Annotated in this window: 19 protein-coding genes; 11 read left to right on the top strand and 8 right to left on the bottom strand. The window is 46.5% G+C overall.

Annotation, left to right across the window (positions count from 1 at the left end; all coding sequences use genetic code 11):
• Positions 1 to 44: 44 nt before the first annotated feature.
• From recO to NTX76_04400, 9 genes are all read left to right on the top strand, one after another.
• A complete protein-coding gene (gene recO / locus NTX76_04440) occupies positions 45 to 788 on the top strand; it encodes a DNA repair protein RecO (GenBank protein ID MCX7338511.1) in 744 nt (247 codons plus the stop codon).
• 82 nt (positions 789 to 870) lie between these two features.
• On the top strand, positions 871 to 1,182 hold the full coding sequence (locus tag NTX76_04435) for a DUF485 domain-containing protein (GenBank protein MCX7338510.1): 312 nt from the start codon (positions 871 to 873) through the stop codon (positions 1,180 to 1,182).
• A 3-nt stretch (positions 1,183 to 1,185) separates the two neighbouring features.
• Positions 1,186 to 2,718 (top strand): sodium/solute symporter, encoded by a 1,533-nt coding sequence (locus NTX76_04430; protein MCX7338509.1) that lies wholly within the window; start codon positions 1,186 to 1,188, stop codon positions 2,716 to 2,718.
• A gap of 70 nt (positions 2,719 to 2,788) precedes the next feature.
• A complete protein-coding gene (locus tag NTX76_04425; protein MCX7338508.1) occupies positions 2,789 to 3,214 on the top strand; it encodes a hypothetical protein in 426 nt (141 codons plus the stop codon).
• Positions 3,215 to 3,524: 310 nt separating this feature from the next.
• Positions 3,525 to 3,977: a tetratricopeptide repeat protein gene (locus tag NTX76_04420; protein ID MCX7338507.1), complete on the top strand. Its 453-nt coding sequence runs from the start codon at positions 3,525 to 3,527 to the stop codon at positions 3,975 to 3,977.
• A gap of 65 nt (positions 3,978 to 4,042) precedes the next feature.
• Entirely contained in the window at positions 4,043 to 4,795 is a 753-nt protein-coding gene (locus NTX76_04415) for a flagellar hook-basal body complex protein (protein MCX7338506.1), read from the top strand.
• A 28-nt stretch (positions 4,796 to 4,823) separates the two neighbouring features.
• Entirely contained in the window at positions 4,824 to 5,627 is an 804-nt protein-coding gene (gene flgG, locus NTX76_04410) for a flagellar basal-body rod protein FlgG (protein ID MCX7338505.1), read from the top strand.
• A 2-nt stretch (positions 5,628 to 5,629) separates the two neighbouring features.
• Complete coding sequence (gene flgA, locus NTX76_04405; GenBank protein ID MCX7338504.1) at positions 5,630 to 6,358, top strand: flagellar basal body P-ring formation chaperone FlgA; 729 nt, start codon at positions 5,630 to 5,632, stop codon at positions 6,356 to 6,358.
• 47 nt (positions 6,359 to 6,405) lie between these two features.
• Complete coding sequence (locus NTX76_04400; protein ID MCX7338503.1) at positions 6,406 to 7,137, top strand: flagellar basal body L-ring protein FlgH; 732 nt, start codon at positions 6,406 to 6,408, stop codon at positions 7,135 to 7,137.
• On the opposite strand, the gene NTX76_04395 is transcribed toward NTX76_04400, so the two are convergent.
• From NTX76_04395 to NTX76_04385, 3 genes are all read right to left on the bottom strand, one after another.
• On the bottom strand, positions 7,134 to 7,850 hold the full coding sequence (locus NTX76_04395) for a lysophospholipid acyltransferase family protein (protein MCX7338502.1): 717 nt from the start codon (positions 7,848 to 7,850) through the stop codon (positions 7,134 to 7,136). The two genes, NTX76_04400 and NTX76_04395, sit on opposite strands and share 4 nt — an antisense overlap.
• Positions 7,851 to 8,111: 261 nt before the next feature.
• Positions 8,112 to 9,665, bottom strand: a complete 1,554-nt coding sequence (locus NTX76_04390) for a DEAD/DEAH box helicase (GenBank protein ID MCX7338501.1) — start codon at positions 9,663 to 9,665, stop codon at positions 8,112 to 8,114.
• A gap of 131 nt (positions 9,666 to 9,796) precedes the next feature.
• Complete coding sequence (locus NTX76_04385; GenBank protein ID MCX7338500.1) at positions 9,797 to 10,594, bottom strand: glycerophosphodiester phosphodiesterase; 798 nt, start codon at positions 10,592 to 10,594, stop codon at positions 9,797 to 9,799.
• Between the two features lie 120 nt (positions 10,595 to 10,714).
• On the opposite strand from NTX76_04385, the gene mfd reads away from it, so the two are divergent.
• Together mfd and hflX are read left to right on the top strand one after the other, a co-directional pair.
• Complete coding sequence (gene mfd / locus NTX76_04380; GenBank protein MCX7338499.1) at positions 10,715 to 14,209, top strand: transcription-repair coupling factor; 3,495 nt, start codon at positions 10,715 to 10,717, stop codon at positions 14,207 to 14,209.
• 125 nt (positions 14,210 to 14,334) lie between these two features.
• Complete coding sequence (hflX, locus tag NTX76_04375) at positions 14,335 to 15,669, top strand: GTPase HflX (GenBank protein MCX7338498.1); 1,335 nt, start codon at positions 14,335 to 14,337, stop codon at positions 15,667 to 15,669.
• A 283-nt stretch (positions 15,670 to 15,952) separates the two neighbouring features.
• On the opposite strand, the gene pnp is transcribed toward hflX, so the two are convergent.
• The 5 genes from pnp to NTX76_04350 all read right to left on the bottom strand — a co-directional run bounded on the left by pnp (position 15,953) and on the right by NTX76_04350 (position 20,317).
• Entirely contained in the window at positions 15,953 to 18,055 is a 2,103-nt protein-coding gene (pnp, locus tag NTX76_04370; GenBank protein MCX7338497.1) for a polyribonucleotide nucleotidyltransferase, read from the bottom strand.
• Between the two features lie 98 nt (positions 18,056 to 18,153).
• Positions 18,154 to 18,423, bottom strand: coding sequence for a 30S ribosomal protein S15 (gene rpsO / locus NTX76_04365; protein ID MCX7338496.1), 270 nt, complete (start codon positions 18,421 to 18,423; stop codon positions 18,154 to 18,156).
• Positions 18,424 to 18,445: 22 nt separating this feature from the next.
• Positions 18,446 to 19,336 (bottom strand): tRNA pseudouridine(55) synthase TruB, encoded by an 891-nt coding sequence (truB, locus tag NTX76_04360; protein ID MCX7338495.1) that lies wholly within the window; start codon positions 19,334 to 19,336, stop codon positions 18,446 to 18,448.
• An 8-nt stretch (positions 19,337 to 19,344) separates the two neighbouring features.
• Entirely contained in the window at positions 19,345 to 19,839 is a 495-nt protein-coding gene (locus NTX76_04355) for a CarD family transcriptional regulator (GenBank protein MCX7338494.1), read from the bottom strand.
• Positions 19,840 to 19,978: 139 nt separating this feature from the next.
• Positions 19,979 to 20,317: a ferredoxin family protein gene (locus NTX76_04350; GenBank protein MCX7338493.1), complete on the bottom strand. Its 339-nt coding sequence runs from the start codon at positions 20,315 to 20,317 to the stop codon at positions 19,979 to 19,981.
• Positions 20,318 to 20,357 lie beyond the last annotated feature (40 nt).

Genomic DNA, 20,357 nt, shown 5'->3' with positions numbered 1-20,357 from the left:
AACCATCATTCTTTACAAAACTTATCTAGATTTGTGACAATCCTATGAAATGGACAGACCGGGGGATCATTCTAAGTCAGCGTGTTTCCAGTGAACATAGCTCTATTGTTACCGTTTTCACCAGGGAACATGGAAAGCATAATGGCTTGATTCGTCTTGGTTCCAAATCGCAGAATCCACAATCAAGCCAACAGCCTGGCACAATCGCAGAAGTCACCTGGAATGCACGACTTTCAGAACATTTGGGAAACTGGAAACTTGACCCCCTTGAATCCTTGTGGATAAAAATTTTCAAAAAACCCCTTTCCCTGGCGGCGCTCAGCTCGGCCTGTGCGTTGCTTGATAAAAGCCTGCCTGAACGCCATCCTTATTCTGAGCTTTATGAGTATTTTGAGGATTTTTTGCACACCCTTATAAGGTGCGGCGACCATTGGCAAAAGGACTACATTTTTTTCGAGCTTAAATTGCTATCAGTTTTGGGATTTGGATTGGATTTACGTGCCTGTGCTGTGACCCAATCAACAGATGATTTAGCATACGTTTCGCCAAAAACCGGTCGTGCTGTCTGTAAATCGGTTGGGGATCCATACAAGGATCGTCTTTTCCTTTTGCCCAATTTTTTGGTTAATCCCAATGCATCATGCGGGCCAGAAGAATTACAAAAAGCATACATCCTGACAGAATATTTTCTAAGGCAGCATCTGTTTGATGGAAAAGACTTGCCTTTGATTCGTCGGCGCCTGGTTCAATCGACCGTACCCATGCCCGATGATTTTCCATTTTTTTGAAAGACTATTGCCATAGATGCAAAGGTATGTTTAAAATAAAATAAATTTTCGCTAAAATAATAATTAATTAAGAGAATTTCACATGAACACGTTTCAAACATTTAAGTTTTACAAAACAAAGAAACGTGTTTCCTTGTTTTTTTCAGCCTTATTAATTAGTACATTTGTAACGTTTCTGATTTTTGCAGCTTTTTCCAAGGACATCATCGTCACGCAGATCACTCCCGGCCTAAGCGTTGGCATTATTTGGGGAGTTGGCGTTATTGTTTTCGCCATGATATTAACGCTGGCCTATGCTTTGTGGGCCAATGCATTTCAAGATAAGTTATCAAAATTCTTGCTAGAGGCAAAAAAAATGCCAAAAGCAGGAAAAAAAAGACCGGTCAGAGGTTAAAACATGCGTTCACAAGTTGGCAACCCCGATAGCTTTTCCATTGCTCTTTTTCTGCTCTTTATTATATTAAGTGGCTTTATCACATATTGGGCGGCCAAAAAAACAAAAACGACTGACGAATTTTTCTCAGCCGGTGGCAATATTACCGGATTTCAAAATGGACTGGCTTTGGCGGGTGATTTTATCAGCGCGTCCAGCTTTTTGGGATTCACGGGACTGATCGTCCTTTGTGGATTTGATTCCTTTATTTACATCGTTGGCGGGTTGATGGGCTGGCCATTGTTGCTTTTCTTGGTTGCTGAACCCCTTCGGAACCTTGGGAAATATACATTTACAGATGCCCTGATTACACGCTTTTCGGAAAAACCGATTCGGACGGCCTCCTCGATCAGTAGCCTTGTCATTATTATTTTTTACATGATTACACAAATGGTTGGGGCCGGAACCTTGATCAAGCTTATTTTTGGCATTGATTATCTGCTGGCTGAAATCTTGGTTGGGACAGTCATGATTGGATACGTTTTGTTTGGCGGCATGCTGGCCACAACCTGGGTCCAAATCATAAAAGCCGTTTTGTTGCTCATAGGGTCCGCGATACTTGTTGTCCTGGTGTTGTCCGAATTTGATTTTAATCCGCTTTTATTGTTTAAAGAGGTCGGCGTCATTTATGGGGATTCCCTGTTAAGACCCGGTAATCTTTATTTAAATCCGTGGGAGGCTGTTTCCGTTGGAATCGCCTTTATGTTCGGGACTGTTGGCCTGCCCCATTTATTGATGCGCTTTTATACGGTTGCCAATCCAAAGGCTGCCAGAATGTCCGTTTTTTACGCCACCACAGTGATTGGCATTTTTTACCTGTTCGTTATTATTATGGGATTTGGGGCACTTGTCCTTGTGGGGCAAGAAACAATCCGATCCCTGGATAAGGGCGGCAATGTTTCGGCGCTTTTGTTGGCAGAGGTCACTGGCGGAACCCCCCTATTGGGCTTTATCGCCGCCGTGACGTTTTCGACAATCCTGGCCGTTGTTGCGGGATTAACGTTGTCGGGTGCAGCTGCAATATCACATGATCTGTGGGTTGGCGTTATCAGAAAGGGCCCCGTTTCATCAAAGGAACAATTGCTGGTTGCCCGCATAACAACGGTTGGCCTTGGAATCCTGTCCGTCATATTGGGCATCGCTTTTCAGGGACAAAACGTCACTGTGTTGGTTGGGCTTGCCTTTGCGATTGCAGGCAGCGCCACATTCCCCGCATTGATTTTGTGCCTGTATTGGCGCCGTCACACAACCCAGGGGGCCGTTGCCAGCATGGTATTCGGAACACTTGGCAGCGTACTGCTGATTGTTCTGTCACCAACTGTTATGGTTGATGTGTTTCATTGCTCTACTGCGATTTTCCCACTCAAAAGCCCAGCAATCTTGACAATACCTGCATCATTTATTATTGGGATTATCGTATCATTACTGACAAAAGATAAAAAAGCATTGGATGCCTATGCGCAGGTTCAATCAAAAATGGTTGTCGGACATTCTTAACGATTGTTTTATTAAAAAAACGATTCTATCATATAGATATCAGTTTTTTAGACAGTAAAAGAGTATCGATATGTTGTTTTCTTCTTTAGTGCGCGCGCTAGGCTTTCAGCTTATTCTATATGGAATCGGATTTGCAGCCAACACACCTGTTGCAGACTATGAATTAGATTCTATCAACAATAATCCGAGCACAAGTCCAAATCAAACACACGAGAGGGAGTCTGCAAGTACGCCCATTTTGGACTATGATGCGGAAAATGCCACCAGCAATAATGATGCCATTGCAAACAGCTCTTCATTGAATGTATCTGTAAACGAGATTGTCCCAGAGATCCCCCAAGAATCTGTATCCAGCTTATTATCAAGCCAAGAGGCAGATTTTCAACATGCCGTACCAGTGGTGACTGAAAATAGTGGCGCTTCTGTTGCAGCTAACCGGGTTCCAAATGCAAGCGTCCTTGTCAAGCGTAAATTTGTGATCGATCTTTATGAATAGAAGCATTCCCCATGCATAAGGACATCAGGTGACTAAAATAATCCCAATTCGACGTAAAAAGCTAATAAAACCCAGACAAAAGCGAGTCTTCCTATGGCTTGACCATAGGATCCAGAGAAAAAAAGCGATCATTATAAGCTGGATCCTCCGGTCAAGCCGGAGGAAGACTACGGTGGGTCTTGTTTTGATATCACTCTTACGCCGAACTCAGATTAAAATAATCCTTAACTGCTATATTCCCGTCGTTCTGTTTCTGCTATTTAAAACATCGAGCTGTTTTGCGAACGTCGAACAGTATGTGATTCATCACGTGCAAAATGATAACAAGGATGTCGTGATTTTTCTGCGCCATCTGGAACGTTTTGATAATGCTGATGGGCTCCACATGCTGGGCATTATGTACCTTAATGGATATTGCGGCCTTGGAAAAAGTTATTATCTGGCCAATTATTATTTCAAACGAGCCGGTGAATTTGGATCCGCATTGGCATGGAAAGACCTGGCCGACAGTTATTTGGTTGGACACGGCGTGAAAAAAGATGAGCAACTGGCCCTTGAATTTTACATAAAATCCGCCCAGCTGGGATGCGGTTCTGCCCAGTTTAATGCGGGAATTATGTTTAAAACTGGCCAGGGGACAAAAATCGATACCAAAAAGGCTTGCCATTACCTGCGGCTTGCATCGCTTAATCCAGACCTGGGCGTGCTTCAATTGGATGCGGATCATCATTTGAGGGAAGCCAGGATCATGCATCCCCGATAAACAAAAATACTTTGGCACGATTCATGCATCCATAAGAACAAAGATTCTAAACATCCTTGTGAAAAATGGCCGAAGTTCAATACAAAAGCAATGTCGCGGTGTTCAAGCCGACTGCCATAATGCTGTCAATGCAGGAAGCGCAGATATTAAAGCTTAATACCGTCGCCAATAATTTGGCTAACGCGACGACAAATGGCTTTCAATCATTCAGCCTCAGCACAGAAGAAGTCGTCTACAAAACAAAAGACAATAAAGATATTTCTTACGTCAAGACGGCGGCCCTGGTCAGGGACACAACCAATGGATCCCTGATGAATACAGGGGCACCCCTGCATGCTGCCCTTGTTGGGAACGGATATTTCATCGTAAACACGCCCCAAGGGACACGATACACCCGTAATGGCGAATTCCTGACTGATACCGATGGTAAATTGATCACAACCGCGGGCCATCCCGTGTTAAGTGCCGGCGGAAGCGAGATATTACTTCCAGGGTCGCTTAAAAATATCAGTATTGCCCAGGATGGAACGCTTTCCAGCAACAATACGATTTTGGGGAAAATAGGGGTTGTTGAATTCGATGATGAACAAGCGTTGGTCAGCGAAGGGCTTTCGCTTTTTAAAACCTCAGCCGATGCACAGCCATCCCATGCGCCCCATATTGTGCAGGGATCATTGGAAAGCTCCAACGTTTCTCCCATGGTCGAAAGTATGCGGATGCTGGAATTATTACGTCTTTTTGAAAACGCCCAAAAAGTCATTGATGAGTTCGAACAGCTTCAAAAAAAGATGATCAATGCATCCCCACAAAATGCCTAAAAATAAAAAATAACCAGGAAACAAAATCATGGCTTCAGTTATCAACGCGTTCAATATCACACGCACAGGCCTACAACTTCAGGAAATGAATTTGTCGATCAAGGCACAAAACATTGCAGCACAAGGCGCCGACGGATATAAACGACAATATCTGGTTGCCTATGATTTGCCTTACCAGGATTTGGGGGGCGTTGGTTCACCAACATCAGATAACGGCAGCATTTCCCCAACGGGGCTCCAGGTTGGTTTGGGCGTTCAGGCTGGCGGCATTTATCGTATTTTTGACCAGGGAACCCCCGTTCAGACTAACAATCCATTGGACCTTATGATCGAAGGGGATGGTTTTTTTGAGGTTAACATGCCCGATGGCACCACATCCTATACGCGCGTTGGGGCGCTGCAATTGAACGCCTCGAACACGCTTGTAATGCCAAAAACGGGATATGTTGTGGCACCGGGGATCACATTGCCGGCCAATACATTGTCTGTTTCTATCAATCAGTTTGGCCAGGTTTACGTTCAAACCCAAGGGCAAACAACGGATCAGCTTGTTGGGCAGATTGAGCTATCCACATTCTTTAACCCAGCAGGATTAAAGGCCATAGGCGACAGCATGTTCCAACAAACATCCGCATCAGGGACACCGGACAAAGGGCCACCCGGATCCAATCGCCGCGGCATGATCAAACAAGGATGGCGCGAAGGATCCAACGTCAACGCTGTCGAGGAAATCACCGACCTGATCAAGATTGAAAAAATTTATGAAATGCTGACAAAGGTTTTAAAAACCGGCGATGCCATGCTCGAAAAAGCCAATCAAATAGGACGCTAATCATGACTTTCTTTAGGGTGTTTTTCTTTTTTCTTTGTTTGTTTGTGGATTGCGAGGCGCAGCCCATGCCACGCATCACCAAGGATACGATTATTGGTCATCTAAAATCCGCCATTTCCCAAGAAGTCATTGCCCAGGAATTTCAAATTCATATCGATCATTGGATCGATCAATGGGGAAACCTAAAGGAGGGGGAAGGTGCCGATTCAATCGTCATTCAGCAATTGTCGATACAAACAGACCAGCGACAATTTAGCGCCAACGTGATAATTGGCAGCAATCCACCACGAAAAATTCTTGGTAAGATTGAATGGCTTATTGAAATTCCTGTTTTAAAAAATCCCATTGCGAAAAGTGATATTATTTCTGAATCTGACATTGGATGGCAAAAATTTCCGGCCGACAAATTATCCCCAAGCACCGTCACAAAAAAGGAGGAGCTATTGGGCAAAACATCAAAACATACCCCCATTAAAATCGGATCGCCTGTTAATCGTTCGGATTTGCAATCTCCCCTGATCGTAAAAAAGGGTGATGGGGTTCAGATTAGCTACAAAAGCCCATCCATGGTGATCACAACCCAAGCGACCGCGTTGTCCAACGGCAGCTTTGGCGAGAGCATAATGCTTGAAACATCGTCATCCAAGGACGGATCAGGCCCAGTCATAAAGAAAACGATTCAAGCAAAAATTACAGGCCCCAATCAAGCAGAAATCGGGAGGATCGGATGAGTGTATTTTTTTTACATAATTTTTCGCATTTGTCATCGCTATGCCTCATGACGATCCTCCTGTCCGGGTGCAACCTGGCGGAACAATTATCCACAGTGGGCGATCCACCGCCGCTTAGCCAAATACAGGATCCAACACGAGTTTCGGGATACCAGCCGATTTCTATGCCAATGCCGCAGCCAACACTGTTGCCAGGGCGCGGGCAAAATTCATTATGGGAAACCGGATCCAGGGCGTTTTTTAAAGATCAGCGCGCCAATAAAGTCGGCGATATTGTGACTGTGTTGGTTAATATTGATCAAAAAGAATCTATTGAAATGACCCCGAATATTCAACGGACAACATCTGGCAACACGACCGTGACGAATGCTTTGGGCCTTGAAACACAAGCGCTAAAAATGCTTCCCAAAAAACAACAAGGCGCGCCAGGCGTAGCAAATCCCAACTGGCTTAATTTTAACAGCAACCCATCCCTTACAGGATCAGCAAAATACAATGTTGCGGACAAAATGAATTTTAAGGTTGCCGCAAGCATTATCCAAATATTGCCCAATGGAAACATGGTGATCCAGGGTCGACAAGAAATCCGCCTGGTGAACGAAGTGCGCGAGGTTCAGGTTCTGGGTATCATCAGACGCGAAGACATCGCATCATCCAATACAATCCAAGGGGAAAAAATTTCCGAACTGCGCATATCCTATGGCGGCCGCGGAGAGCTAACAGACATGCAGGCTTTCCCCTGGGGGCAGCAGGTCCTGAACAAGGTGATGCCGTTTTAAAGCGTCGCCGCCCCTTCGTTAATGCGATTCTTTAACGTCGTCATGAACACTTCCTTGGAAAGGCCTGGCTGAATGGGTTCCAGGAAATGAACGATGACGGTCCCGGGATATTTAATAATCCCCCGACGTTTCCAAAATAGCCCCGAATTCAAGGCAACAGGCAGTATCGGCACATCAAGCCCCTTGTAAAGCGCCGCAATACCCGGCTGATAGGGAACATCGGCGCCAAATTCAGTTCGGGTCCCCTCTGGGAACATGAAAATCGGAACCCCTTCCTTCATTGACTTTTTCCCATCAGTTAGCAGTTTTTTGATGGACTTGATGCCCGCACTTCTGTCGATTGCGATAAAATCAGCTTTGTAAAAATACCAACCAAATACAGGGATGAATAGAAGAGCTTTTTTGATAATGGCCCGATAAGTTTTTAAAACCGATGGGAAGAACATGGCATCCCACGCTGACTGATGCTGGCTGGCAATAATAAAACGACCACTTTCCAATAACTTGTCCAGGTTTTCGCGCCCGCGAATTTCATAGCCAAGGCCAATACAGAATCGCAAAAGAAACAGGGCCGATTTGCACCATAAACTATTAATACGCAACGTAAATGCACGTGGGAAAATGCAAGTAAGCGGAATTATTAAAAAATAAGGAATAGTCACAAATAAAAAAACTAAAAAATAAAACAAAAGCGAACGCATCAGCAAAATCATTTTTTTATAATTCCTTTGTGTTTATATAGTATATTCTAGATGATTTTCCGGGGAAACACCCTGTTTGTCATCCTCGGGCTTGACCCGAGGATCTGTGTGTTTTACTTATACCATTTTCATGAATAATCAATCAATCGTTCAGGCCCTGGATGGCCACGTCGGGCTTCGCCCTCCTCGCCATGACGTCATGGCGAACGAACGAAGAGAGTGTGGCCATCCAGGAAACACTAATCCATAATTCATGAAAATGGTATTAGGAAATCATGCGAGAGGAGCACATAAATCTTCATCTTCTTGGGGCAAATCCAGCCCTTGTGATAAGTTTAACAGCGGGACAGGCCGTGCCATAAAATCAGGAAGATGCTCGCCAAATCCAATAACTGATCTGTCCTCGAATGGTGTATTGTGCCGAACATAGGGCGTTCTAGCTCTGGGGGTGGGTGCAGCGGTTTGGGTGGCCTTCTCTGCCACATCAACATCCCCCCGCGGCCGAAGGTCTTTGCGATTTTTCGGAGATCCTCGGGTCGAGCCCGAGGATGACAAATGTGCAGAATTAGAGGGTAGAAAAGGCACAGAATCAGAGGATGGCAAATGTGCAGAATCATCCGTAACAAGTGCGGGTTCTTCGCTTTTTGCTCTAGCGGTTTCCTTTTTGGGCTGCGGCCCCCGTTTTTCTTTTTTAGGCTCCTCGTCCTCCAGAACCAGCACATATTCATCAATCTTTTGATGGGTAAATGTTTCAATCGCGGCCCATTGTTTTTTCTCGGGATCGCTAACCAATGTAAAGGCCTGCCCCTGTTGGCCGGCGCGCCCTGTTCGACCAATGCGATGCACATAATCTTCGACGTTAATGGGCACATCGTAATTGATGACGATATCCAGATCCTCGATATCTAATCCTCTGGCTGCAACGTCACTGGCAACCAGGACATCCAAATCCTTTTGCTTGAGGCTAGCCAAGGCCTGGTTACGTGTGCTTTGTGACAGGTCGCCATGAAGCGCCTCCACCTTAAAGCCATACCGTTTTAATGTGGTCACAAGAATCGAAATATCGCGTTTGCGATTGCAAAAAATCAGACTGGAAATCCCTTTTCCATACTTTTTTAACAATGCCTGCACGGCTTGGGGTTTTTGCTTCGTGGGCAAAGAAACGCTAAACTGTTGAATGGTTATGGCTGTCCGGACGGTCGGCGCCACGGTTATTTCCTGTGGATTCACCAAATACGTGTTTGCAAGTTTCCTGATTTCCGGGGAAAGCGTGGCACTAAACAAAAGGGTCTGCCGTTGTGGTGAAAGCCCTGCCAAAATACGATCCACATCAGGAATAAATCCCATATCCAGCATGCGATCGGCTTCGTCAATGACGGCATATTTTGTGCCAATCATCATGATTTTGCCCCGGTTAATCAAATCCAACAAACGCCCAGGGGTTGCAATTAAAACATCCGCCCCTTGTTGCAGGGCTTTTTCTTGATCCGAAAAAGATTCTCCGCCAACCAAAAGCACAGCTGACAGGGGGATATTTTTGCAATAATTTTTAAAATTATCCAATACTTGGGTTGCTAATTCCCGGGTCGGTTCTAAAATCACGGCCCTTGACAACCGTGCCCGGCCTGGTGATTCCAACAATAATTGGATCAGGGGCAATAAAAAAGAGGCTGTCTTTCCGGTGCCGGTTTGTGCACACCCCAGAACATCTTGTCCACGCAATACATATGGAATGGCTTGTTCTTGAATCGGTGTTGGTTGCGTATATCCAAAGCCCCTGACTGATTCACACAATAACGGTGACAGCCCTAATTTCTGAAATTCCATAGTATCCTTAATATTTGTTCCAAACGGTCTCTGTCGAGACAACCAGAGCGTATCTTTTTAAAAGTCCGTGATTCTATCTTTAGCAGAACTTTTGATTGATAGCTATTTTTTAATCCTTATTGTGCGGATGATTAATATGGGGCGTGTCTTGTGATAAAGATTTCCATTATTTTCAAGGGACAATCACTTTTAACACCCATGATCCCTGCAGAAAAAAGCCGTTCTGCAACCACACTATCATCCACTGTCCAACACATCATGGGATAATTATGGCGCACAAAATGGGCCAAAAGATCATGCCCAATACCCCAATGGGGACCCAAAAGATCGGGACGCAAAAGCCGCACGATTTGTTTTTGAATAAAGGGCTGCTTAAATGCCCAGGGGATTCGATCGGGATGCGCCTCTTCCTGTGCTGATTTTGTGTCTATTTTAAAGTCATACAGAATCGTGATATCCTTGGATTTAAGCCGCACAACCCTCAAGAAAAACGGATTAAACGATTCAATAATGATGCTTTTTTGTAAGTGATATTTTTCAATCAAACGAACAATCCCGTGCGCAAGGGGGCGCCCAAACCCTCCCCTATCCTTTGCATGAAGAAAAAGGAATTTATGGGAACCTACCATTTTCAAAACATCCTCCAACAAGATAAGTGTCGAATGATGATCGGGATTCTGCGTGTATTCGATTTCCTTTAGCTGGTGCCACGTTTTATCCTCTGGCCTTCCTGTGCCATTGGTTGAATTTTCAAGCAACCCATCATGAAAGATAAACGGAATGCCGTCTTTGGAAAGTCGAACATCGACCTCTATCCCCTCAACTGGGGAATTCAAAGCCTCCTCGATTGCTCTATGGCTATTGCCGGCATAATTTCCGGAAACAATCCCCCGATGGGCAATAACCCGTGGAAAAAGACTATCTGTCATAAAATTTCAACATTTCTGTTTAGATTGGGTATAGGGAACTGCCTCAGCCTATTTCCCTTGTTGATATCTTACCGTTCCATTAAGGTGTTTGTACAGAATAAGGAAAGGGGTCCGTTAGCGGTGTTTGGCCTAAAATCATCATCCCAAATAAAGACAAATGCTGGCAAGCCAGAAAGCTTAAACCAGATACTAGGCGGCATTCCCCAAGGATACCAGTCCTTTGTTATTGCCAACCTATTTAAGCAAAATAAAAAAAATCTTCTTTTCGTTTCGGCAACAGACGATCGCCTGGAAACCCTCAAACAACAAGTGTCGGTCATTGACCCAACCATTCCTGTTTTGATATTCCCTGCATGGGATTGTTTGCCGTATGATCGCATTTCGCCAAGTCTGGATATTGTGACGGCGCGATTGGCGACGCTGACGGCTTTGCTGGACCAAAACCAACCCGCTATCGTCATCACCAGCGTTTCTGCCCTGGCTCAGCGTTTGCCCCCTCGATTATCATTCCTTGGTGAATCATTGGATATTCAGGTTGGGCAAAAGGTCAGCCGTGACCAATTGTTAACCTATCTTGCCGATAAAGGATATAACCGCCGAGAATCCGTTTATGAACCGGGGGATTATGCGATTCGCGGCAGCCTGATGGATCTATTTCCGACAGGGGTTGAATTTCCTGTGCGAATCGATTTTTTTGGCGATACGGTTGAAACGTTGCGGCAATTTGATCCCCTGGACCAACGAACGATTGGAACGATTAATAAAATCGATCTAAAACCCGTTCATGAAATTCTTTTGACCGAAGCGTCTCAGAATCAATTTCGCCATCAGTATCGGGAATTATTCGAGGCACAATCCGATCCCCTTTACGAGGCGATTTCTGCCGGCCGATCCTATGCGGGGATGGAACATTGGCTGCCGCTTTTTTATCCCGAAACAGAATCCTTGTTGGATTACCTAGAAGACTTTGTCCCCGTTTATGATGACACCATCGAGCAAGCTTTTCAAAGCCGACAAGCCCTCATTCGCGACTATTACCGAGCACGTCTTCAGCCGATCGGAAAAAACGCCGGTGGATCCTATCGCCCCATCTTGCCAGAGCTTTTGTATTGGACAACTGACGAATGGGGCGCGCTAACTGCCCGGGGATTTTTTTTATCACCTTATGTTTCGCCCGATGCAACGGATTATGGTGGACGGCTGGCGCCTGATTTTACAGCGATTCGTCAATCACAGCGGGACAAACTTTTTGATACGGTCAAGGATACAATCGCGGATCACCAACAATCCAACCGCACAGTTATTTTAACGAGTTATACGGATGGATCCCGGGGGCGATTGGAACAGATTCTGCGTGATCAGGGTATCCAACGAATCCTGCCGGTCAATGCGTTTCCACGGACTAACGCCAATACCAAATCAATTTATTCCCTGACCATGCCGCTTGAGCATGGTTTTTTGACGCCCGCCTGGTTGGTCTTAACCGAACAGGATATTCTGGGCGATCGGGTCGCACGTACCCTTAAAAAGAAACGAAAGTCAGACGCGTTTTTTGATGAAGCCAGCCAAATCGCCGTGAATGATTATATTGTCCATCGTGAACATGGTGTGGGGCAATACAAGGGGCTGGAAACAGTTCAGGTGGAACGTGTGGCCCATGATTGTCTGTGCATCGCGTTTGATGGTGGGGACAAACTTTTTCTGCCCGTTGAAAATATCGATGCGATTTCCCGATATGGGAACGATTCATCGTCAGTGCAATTGGATCGGTTGGGATCAAACGCATGGCAGCATCGAAAAGCAAAGGTCAAAAAACGCATTCGCGAGGTTGCGGATTATCTGATTCGATTGGCGGCAGAACGAACGTTGCATCATGCTGATATATTGGAAAAAACGACGCAGGAATATGATGATTTTTGTGCACGCTTTCCCTATGCGGAAACTGAGGATCAGCTGCGGGCTATCGAAGAAACGCTGGATGATTTGGCATCCGGCAAGCCGATGGATCGTTTGATTTGCGGGGATGTTGGTTTTGGCAAAACAGAGGTCGCGTTGCGGGCGGCGTATTTATGTGTGGCCAATGGAAAGCAGGTGGCGGTTATTGTTCCAACGACGCTGTTATGTCGCCAGCATTTTCATACCTTTCGCCAGCGATTCCATGGATTGCCGTACAAAGTGGAACAGCTTTCCAGATTGGTCAAACCCAAGGATGCAACCCTGATTCGAAAGGACATGGCCGATGGCAAAGTTGATATTATCGTTGCAACATCGGCGATTTTGTCGGACAAAACTAAATTTACCGATCTTGGATTATTGATCGTTGACGAGGAACAGCACTTTGGCGTCAAACAAAAGGAACGTCTGAAAACCTTGAAAACGGATGTGCATGTTTTAACAATGACGGCAACGCCAATTCCACGCACGTTGCAGCTAGCGCTAAGCGGCGTTCGAGAACTAAGCCTGATTACGACCCCGCCAATTGACCGGTTGGCCGTTCGTACGTTTGTGATGCCATTCGATGCAGTTGTCCAACGAGAAGCGATTTTGCGTGAATACCACCGTGGCGGCCAGATATTTTATGTTTCCCCAAGGATAGAGGATCTGAAAACCCTGTCGGAACAACTGGTGACCATTGTTCCGGAAATTCGCTTTATCATGGCACATGGTCAAATGCCCCCGGCGGAGCTAGAGGCCGTGATGACAGCCTTTTATGATCGCGAATATGATTTGCTGCTTAGCACCAATATCATTGAATCGGGTATCGATATTCCAACGGCGAATACGTTGATTATCCACAGATCAGATTTATTCGGTCTGGCGCAGCTATATCAATTGCGAGGCAGAGTTGGGCGATCGAAAACTCAAGGATACGCATACCTAACATTGCCCGCGGACCAAGCTATTTCGGCAACAGCCCAAAAACGATTGCAGGTCATGCAAAGCCTGGACACATTGGGTGCTGGATTCAAATTGGCCAGTCACGACATGGATATCCGCGGTGCAGGCAACATCGTGGGCGAAGAACAATCCGGCCATATTCGCGAAGTCGGTGTCGAGCTGTATCAACATTTGTTACAAGAAGCGATCATCATGGCCCGCGCGGAACAGGCGGATCAGGCTGACGGCAAGTCAATCGATTATGAATGGACGCCACAGCTGAATCTTGGCACGTCAGTATTAATTCCAGAAGTTTACGTCAGCGATCTTGGGTTGAGGCTTGCGTTGTACCGGCGGATTGCCCACCTTGAAACACGCCGTGAAATCGATGAATTTGCCGCCGAGATGATCGATCGATTTGGCCCCCTTCCATCGGAGGTTAATAATTTGTTCGATGTGGTCGAGCTTAAAAATTTCTGCCGTCGTGCTGGGATCGAAAAATTAGATGTTGGCCCCAAGGGGGTTGTGGTTACCTTTCGGAATAATCAATTCCGTAATCACCGGGGTTTGCTTTTGTTTTTGCAAAGTCCAGAAACCAACAAGGCCGGGCATTCTAAAATCCGCCCCGACCAAAAGTTAGTCTTTATGCGCGACTGGACCAGTATGGACCAGCGATTGCGGGGGACAAAACAAATTGTCAAGAATTTGGTTGTGTTGGCGGAGAAGGGTGGAACTTAAGCAGTTTTTTCTGCTTGATTTTTCTGATGCCCTGCGTGAACCTGCACGGTACGGTTGCGTTGACTTCTCCTTTGGAACGGACTAGCATTTCTTTAACTCGGTTGCCGTTTTTGGACACAAACACAATGACACACTCACCATCAAGGCCGTCTACAACCAATGGTTTATCAACGGGCGTGATTCATGTCCATATCCGAAAGCCAGAGGACAAAACCATCCCCAAGCGGACCCAGGAAGCATCCCTGGAGGAAGCCGTCGGCCTGGCCCAGGCCATCAACCTGAATGTGCTATACCAGCAAATCATCAATCTCAATGCGGTTTCAGCGGCAACCCTGATGGGTCGTGGGAACGTCGACACCATTAAACAAAGCATCAACAATCTGGGCCTAGAATTGGTGATTGTTGATGCAAATCTATCATCCATCCAACAACGCAACCTGGAACGTGCCTGGCAATGCAAGGTCATCGACCGTACGGGGTTGATCCTGGAAATTTTTGGGGAACGCGCCCGCACGGCAGAGGGGCGATTGCAGGTTGAGCTGGCCGCCCTGAATCATCAGCGCAGCCGGCTGGTTCGGTCCTGGACCCACCTCGAACGGCAGAGGGGCGGCTTTGGCTTTATCGGGGGACCGGGGGAATCTCAGCTAGAGCTTGACCGCCGTATGATTGACACGCGGATCCTCAAATTGGAAAAAGATCTGGAAACAATCAAACGCACCAGGGGCCTTCATCGCGCGGCACGCCAACGCTATTCAACACCGGTGATTGCGTTGGTTGGGTATACCAATGCCGGCAAATCGACGCTGTTTAATTTGATAACGGAATCCAGCGTCTTTGCGGAGGACCTTTTGTTCGCAACACTGGATCCAACCATGCGGACAACAAAACTGCCCAGCGGCCGCGAGGTTGTTTTTTCTGACACGGTGGGGTTTATATCGAACCTACCAACACAACTGGTTGCAGCGTTTAGAGCCACACTTGAAGAAGTTCGAACCGCCGATCTGATTCTGCATATCCATGACAGTGCCCATGTGGACCGGGATGTTCAGTCCCATGATGTTGAATCTGTGTTATATGACATTTTGGATATTCATCAAGAAGGCGCGCCCGATGCCATACCGATCATCCATGTTTACAATAAAATTGACCTGCTAACGGAGGAGGATAAAGACACCCTAATTAACCGCATAGCCCGTCAAAAAAATAGCGTCGCCATTTCTGCCAAAACAGGCGATGGGATTTTGAATCTACTGGGAATGATTTCGCAAACCTTGAATCGGGACAAGGATGTTATCCAGGTGGAGATCACCAGCGACCAAGGGGATGTCCTGGCATGGTGCTATCGCCATGGGGTTATTTTAAGCCGCCACGACCAGGATGGAATGATTCATCTGACATTAAAACTGAGCCCTGACGAGCATCGACAACTGTGCGAGATTGCATCGGCTCTGGTATTTTAAAGTCTGGATGGCCGCATCGGGCTGCGCTCTTCGCACAATGACGTACGGCATGGCGAGCGAACGAGGGGAGCGTGGCCATCCAGGAAACCCACTAATCCTTTTTGAAAATGATATTATCGGCCTTAGTAGGGAAATACTCATGAAGATTTATTGAAAATGGTGCAACAAAAAAATAATGCAGTCATAAACTCAAATCATTTATCCAACCAATAAAATCCCATCCCCGGGCTTTAACCTCCGGGGATGGGAAATCAATCCATTGTAAAAACAGAGCAGCCTCAGCCTAGCCCTCTGCCCCCACCAATAATGCCTTCATGCTCAGCTTGATCTTGCCGCGGTCATCAAATCCGACAACTTTGACACGGACTTGGTCGCCGACATTGACGATATCGCTAACCTTGGCAACGCGGGTTGCGGCCAGTTCGCTTATGTGAACCAAACCATCACGGCTTCCCATAAAGTTAACAAAGGCACCAAAATCGGTGATTTTGACAACCTTGCCGGTATAGATTCCGCCCATTTCTGGATCACAGGCAATGGATGTAATGGTTGCAATGGCGGCATCGATGGATTTCGAATCCATGCCCGATACAGTCACATTGCCATCATCATCAATATCAATCTTGGCCCCGGTTGTTTCGCAAATTTCGCGAATCACTTTGCCGCCAGCACCAATGACTTCGCGGATTTTATCCTTATTGATCTTGATATGCGAAATCCGTGGGGCATAATCACTGACTTGATGTCTGGACGCCTGTAACGCCATAGCCATCTGTTGCAAAATATGGAACCGCCCGGCGCGCGCCTGATCCAATGCAACACGCATGATTTCTGGTGTTATGCTGGTGATTTTGATGTCCATTTGCAAAGCCGTAATACCAACGTCGGTTCCGGCAACCTTGAAATCCATATCACCCAAGTGATCTTCATCACCCAAAATATCGGACAAAACGGCAAAACGATCGTCTTCCTTGATCAGGCCCATCGCGATTCCAGCGACTGGCCGTTGCAAGGGGATGCCCGCATCCATCAACGCCAACGATGCTCCGCACACAGTTGCCATGGATGATGATCCGTTTGATTCCGTAATTTCAGAAACGGTTCGCATGGTATAGGGGAACTTGTCACGTCCAGGGATCAACGGATGGATGGCGCGCCATGCCAATTTTCCATGGCCGATTTCACGACGTCCAGGAGGGGACATACGCCCAATTTCACCAACGGAATAAGATGGGAAATTATAATGCAACATAAACCGTTCTTTATAGTCACCCTCTAGGCAGTCAATGGTTTGTTCATCGTGCCCGGTCCCAAGGGTTGTCACGACCAACGCCTGTGTTTCGCCGCGCGTAAACAACGCACTACCATGTGCACGGGGCAAAATGCCAACCTCGCAAACAATGGGGCGAATCTGATCCAGCGCCCGACCATCGATTCGTTGAGATTTCTCCAGAATATTGTTGCGCAGGATATCTGATTGCAGATCCTCCAATAACCCTTCCAGGATTTTTTCACTGGGGATTTCAGCAACCAAAGCTTCTTTGGCTCTGGCTTTAGCAGCATCAATACCAGCATTCCGTTGCTGTTTCGACGACATGGCGTACGCATCCCTAAGATCAGCCTCGGCAATTTCGGAAACACGTTTTTTCATAGCATCATGAAGGCCTTGCACCTCTGCCACATGCCATTCCGCTTTACCGGCTTTTTTCTTGAAATCTTGAATCATGGCAATAACGGGTTGGAACGATTGATGTCCAAAAACGACAGCCTCTAGCATTGCTGCTTCGGACAATTCTTGTGCTTCTGATTCAACCATCAAAACGCCATGTTCTGTACCGGCCACAACCAAATCAAGGCTGCTTTTTGACATATCAATGGCCCTTGGATTCAGCACCAACTCCCCATCAACAAATCCAATGCGCGCGATACCAACTGGCCCCAGGAATGGAATCCCCGAAATGCTGAGCGCGGCTGATGCACCAATCATGGCCACAACGTCGGCATTGTTTTCTTGGTCATAGCTTAGGACCGTACAGATAACCTGAACTTCATTGCGGAACCCCTCTGGGAACAACGGGCGAATCGGGCGATCAATCAAGCGTGATGTTAATACTTCCTTTTCGGATGGCTTGCCTTCGCGTTTGAAAAAACCACCGGGAATACGGCCAACGGCAAATGCTTTTTCTTGGTAATGAACGCTGAGGGGGAAAAAATCAATGTCGGGCTTTGGTTCTTTTGCGCCAACAACCGTACAAAGCACGGTCGTGCCACCGTATGTTGCCATCACGGCACCATCGGCCTGACGGGCGACTTTCCCGGTTTCCAAAATTAGTGGGCGTCCTGCCCAGTCAATTTCTTGTCTTACTGTATTAAAAAAATCTGTCATGGTTAGCCTTAAAAAATATCTGTTCTAAACAAAAAAAGGGAGATCGGCACAATGTCCTCCTCCCTTCCATAAAAAATGCTGTAGATGAAAAATCCAATTTATCGTCTGATATTCAAACGCTTAATCAGAGTCTGATAACGCGTTTCTTCTTTGCCCTTGACATAATCCAGCAAACGACGACGCGCGCCGACCATCATCAAAAGACCACGCCTGGAATGAAAATCTTTTGCGTGGGTAGACATATGATCCGATAAATTACGGATTCTTTCGCTGAGAATCGCAACTTGAACCTCGGGTGACCCTGTGTCCCCTTCTTTGATTGCGTATTCATGAATGAGTTCTTGTTTTCTCTCGGGTGTAATCGACATCGGTGTTCCCTTTCTTTAAAATTTAAATATGTAAAACCCGCTTTGGGTGAAAGTACCCGGACTGAACCGATCCGATTGCAAGCACGCGCCCTTCGTAAAGGATACTGATAACTTGGTCATCGTCGTGGTCGTCGAGTGGTATTTTCATTCCCTGACGGATTTTTTCCCTATCAGTGTTGGATACAGAAACGGCCGGGATGTCGTCCAGAACCGCCCCAATGGGCCAAATGCACTGCTCTATGGTTTTGTTATGAGCCATTTCTTGAATTTTTTCCAGCGGAATCGCATCAGGCAGCTTAAATTTCCCATCTTGGGTTCGTTTCAGCTGACTGACATACCCAAACGTGCCCAATTTTTCAGCGATATCCTGGGCAAGCGAACGCACATAGGTACCCTTGCCACAAACAACCTGAAAACGGGCATGGTCAGCGTCTGGCGTTTCCAGCAGATCCAGTGAAAATATCGAAACGATTCGCTTGGGCATTTCAACATCCACCCCCGAACGGGCATAGTCATAGGCACGCTTACCCTGGATTTTTATGGCTGAATAAACGGGTGGAGTTTGTTCTATCGACCCCAAGAACCCGGGGAGGATCGAGAGGATTTCAGGATGAGTCGGACGTTTATCAGAAAGTGCGACGGTCTGCCCCTCGAGGTCGCCAGTGTCTTTCTTTTCGCCCCATGCAATTTCGAACTCGTACGTCTTTGTGTCCGTTTTGAAATAGGGAATCAGCTTTGTCGCTTCGCCGATTGCCAACGGTAAAACGCCCGATGCCAACGGATCGAGCGTCCCCACATGCCCCAATTTCACACGGCTGGGTTTGATTGGATCGATCAGCCGACGCACAATCGTCCCTACTTGTGTGGACGATAACCCGATGGGCTTGTCCAGTATGACCCAGCCACTAATCATGATGATTGTTACGCTGCCCTTAGAATTTCTTCCATTTTCTGCACAGCAACCATTTCATCGATTTGTTCTACAGCCGCAAATTCCCTAGCCAACCGATCAATGGCCGCCTGATAGATTTGACGTTCACTATAGGATTGATCAGCCTCCTTTTGGCTGCGATATAAATCACGGATGACTTCTGCGATGGAACAGGGATCGCCAGAATTAATCTTGTTTTCGTATTCCTGGGCCCGTCGGCTCCACATCGTTCTTTTTTGCTTTGTCCTAAGGGCCAAGGATTCCAAAGCTTTCAACATGCTTTCTTTTGTGCTGAGCGGCCGAAGACCTGCTGCCGATGCTTTGGCCACGGGCAACCTTAATGTCATACGTTCTTTTTCAAAACTGATGACCAGCAGCTCGATTTCGAAACCGCTTACCTCGTGCTTTTCGCTGCCCATTAGTTTGCCAACGCCATGCGCTGGATAAACAACAAAATCGCCAACATCAAACATATAACCTGTCATAATTTAAACACCCTAATTTGAGTTATAAACACCAGAAAAAAATTGACCCACGTCAACCATGAAAAGAAAGGGTCCGGTTTTCCTTACTCTTTATACATAAGAACCAATCGAACAAATACAATACCGCCCCAACATTTTTTTATTTTAATTTGTCTGGATTGGGACTAAATTCGGTTTCGTATTTATTGTCAACAGACAGCCAGTCGTCGGCATCCTTTGGGGCATCACCTTTGCGTGTCATGTTGGGCCAAATTGCGGAATATTTCCTGTTGATTTCCAGCCATTTTTCGGCACCTGGCTTTGTATCGGCCATAATTGCATTCGCTGGACATTCAGCCTCGCACACGCCGCAATCAATACATTCGTCTGGACTGATCACCAGCATATTTTCGCCCGCGTAAAAACAATCGACCGGGCATACCGCGACGCAATCCATATACTTGCATCGAATACAAGCCTCTGCTACCACATAAGACATTTTATTTCGCAAAAATCGATAAAAAGAACACTGTTCGTCT

The organism is Alphaproteobacteria bacterium, from assembly GCA_026400645.1.
In the GTDB taxonomy this organism is placed as follows: domain Bacteria; phylum Pseudomonadota; class Alphaproteobacteria; order Paracaedibacterales; family CAIULA01; genus JAPLOP01.
This window is presented reverse-complemented; position numbering and strand designations above follow the sequence as displayed.

Coding starts and splice junctions, on each gene's coding strand:
- recO (MCX7338511.1), top strand. CDS start 45: ATGAAATGGACAGACCGGGGGATCATTCTAAGTCAGCGTGTTTCCAGT.
- NTX76_04435 (MCX7338510.1), top strand. CDS start 871: ATGAACACGTTTCAAACATTTAAGTTTTACAAAACAAAGAAACGTGTT.
- NTX76_04430 (MCX7338509.1), top strand. CDS start 1,186: ATGCGTTCACAAGTTGGCAACCCCGATAGCTTTTCCATTGCTCTTTTT.
- NTX76_04425 (MCX7338508.1), top strand. CDS start 2,789: ATGTTGTTTTCTTCTTTAGTGCGCGCGCTAGGCTTTCAGCTTATTCTA.
- NTX76_04415 (MCX7338506.1), top strand. CDS start 4,043: ATGGCCGAAGTTCAATACAAAAGCAATGTCGCGGTGTTCAAGCCGACT.
- flgG (MCX7338505.1), top strand. CDS start 4,824: ATGGCTTCAGTTATCAACGCGTTCAATATCACACGCACAGGCCTACAA.
- flgA (MCX7338504.1), top strand. CDS start 5,630: ATGACTTTCTTTAGGGTGTTTTTCTTTTTTCTTTGTTTGTTTGTGGAT.
- NTX76_04400 (MCX7338503.1), top strand. CDS start 6,406: ATGACGATCCTCCTGTCCGGGTGCAACCTGGCGGAACAATTATCCACA.
- NTX76_04395 (MCX7338502.1), bottom strand. CDS start 7,850: ATGATTTTGCTGATGCGTTCGCTTTTGTTTTATTTTTTAGTTTTTTTA.
- NTX76_04390 (MCX7338501.1), bottom strand. CDS start 9,665: ATGGAATTTCAGAAATTAGGGCTGTCACCGTTATTGTGTGAATCAGTC.
- NTX76_04385 (MCX7338500.1), bottom strand. CDS start 10,594: ATGACAGATAGTCTTTTTCCACGGGTTATTGCCCATCGGGGGATTGTT.
- hflX (MCX7338498.1), top strand. CDS start 14,335: ATGACACACTCACCATCAAGGCCGTCTACAACCAATGGTTTATCAACG.
- pnp (MCX7338497.1), bottom strand. CDS start 18,055: ATGACAGATTTTTTTAATACAGTAAGACAAGAAATTGACTGGGCAGGA.
- rpsO (MCX7338496.1), bottom strand. CDS start 18,423: ATGTCGATTACACCCGAGAGAAAACAAGAACTCATTCATGAATACGCA.
- truB (MCX7338495.1), bottom strand. CDS start 19,336: ATGATTAGTGGCTGGGTCATACTGGACAAGCCCATCGGGTTATCGTCC.
- NTX76_04355 (MCX7338494.1), bottom strand. CDS start 19,839: ATGACAGGTTATATGTTTGATGTTGGCGATTTTGTTGTTTATCCAGCG.
- NTX76_04350 (MCX7338493.1), bottom strand. CDS start 20,317: ATGTCTTATGTGGTAGCAGAGGCTTGTATTCGATGCAAGTATATGGAT.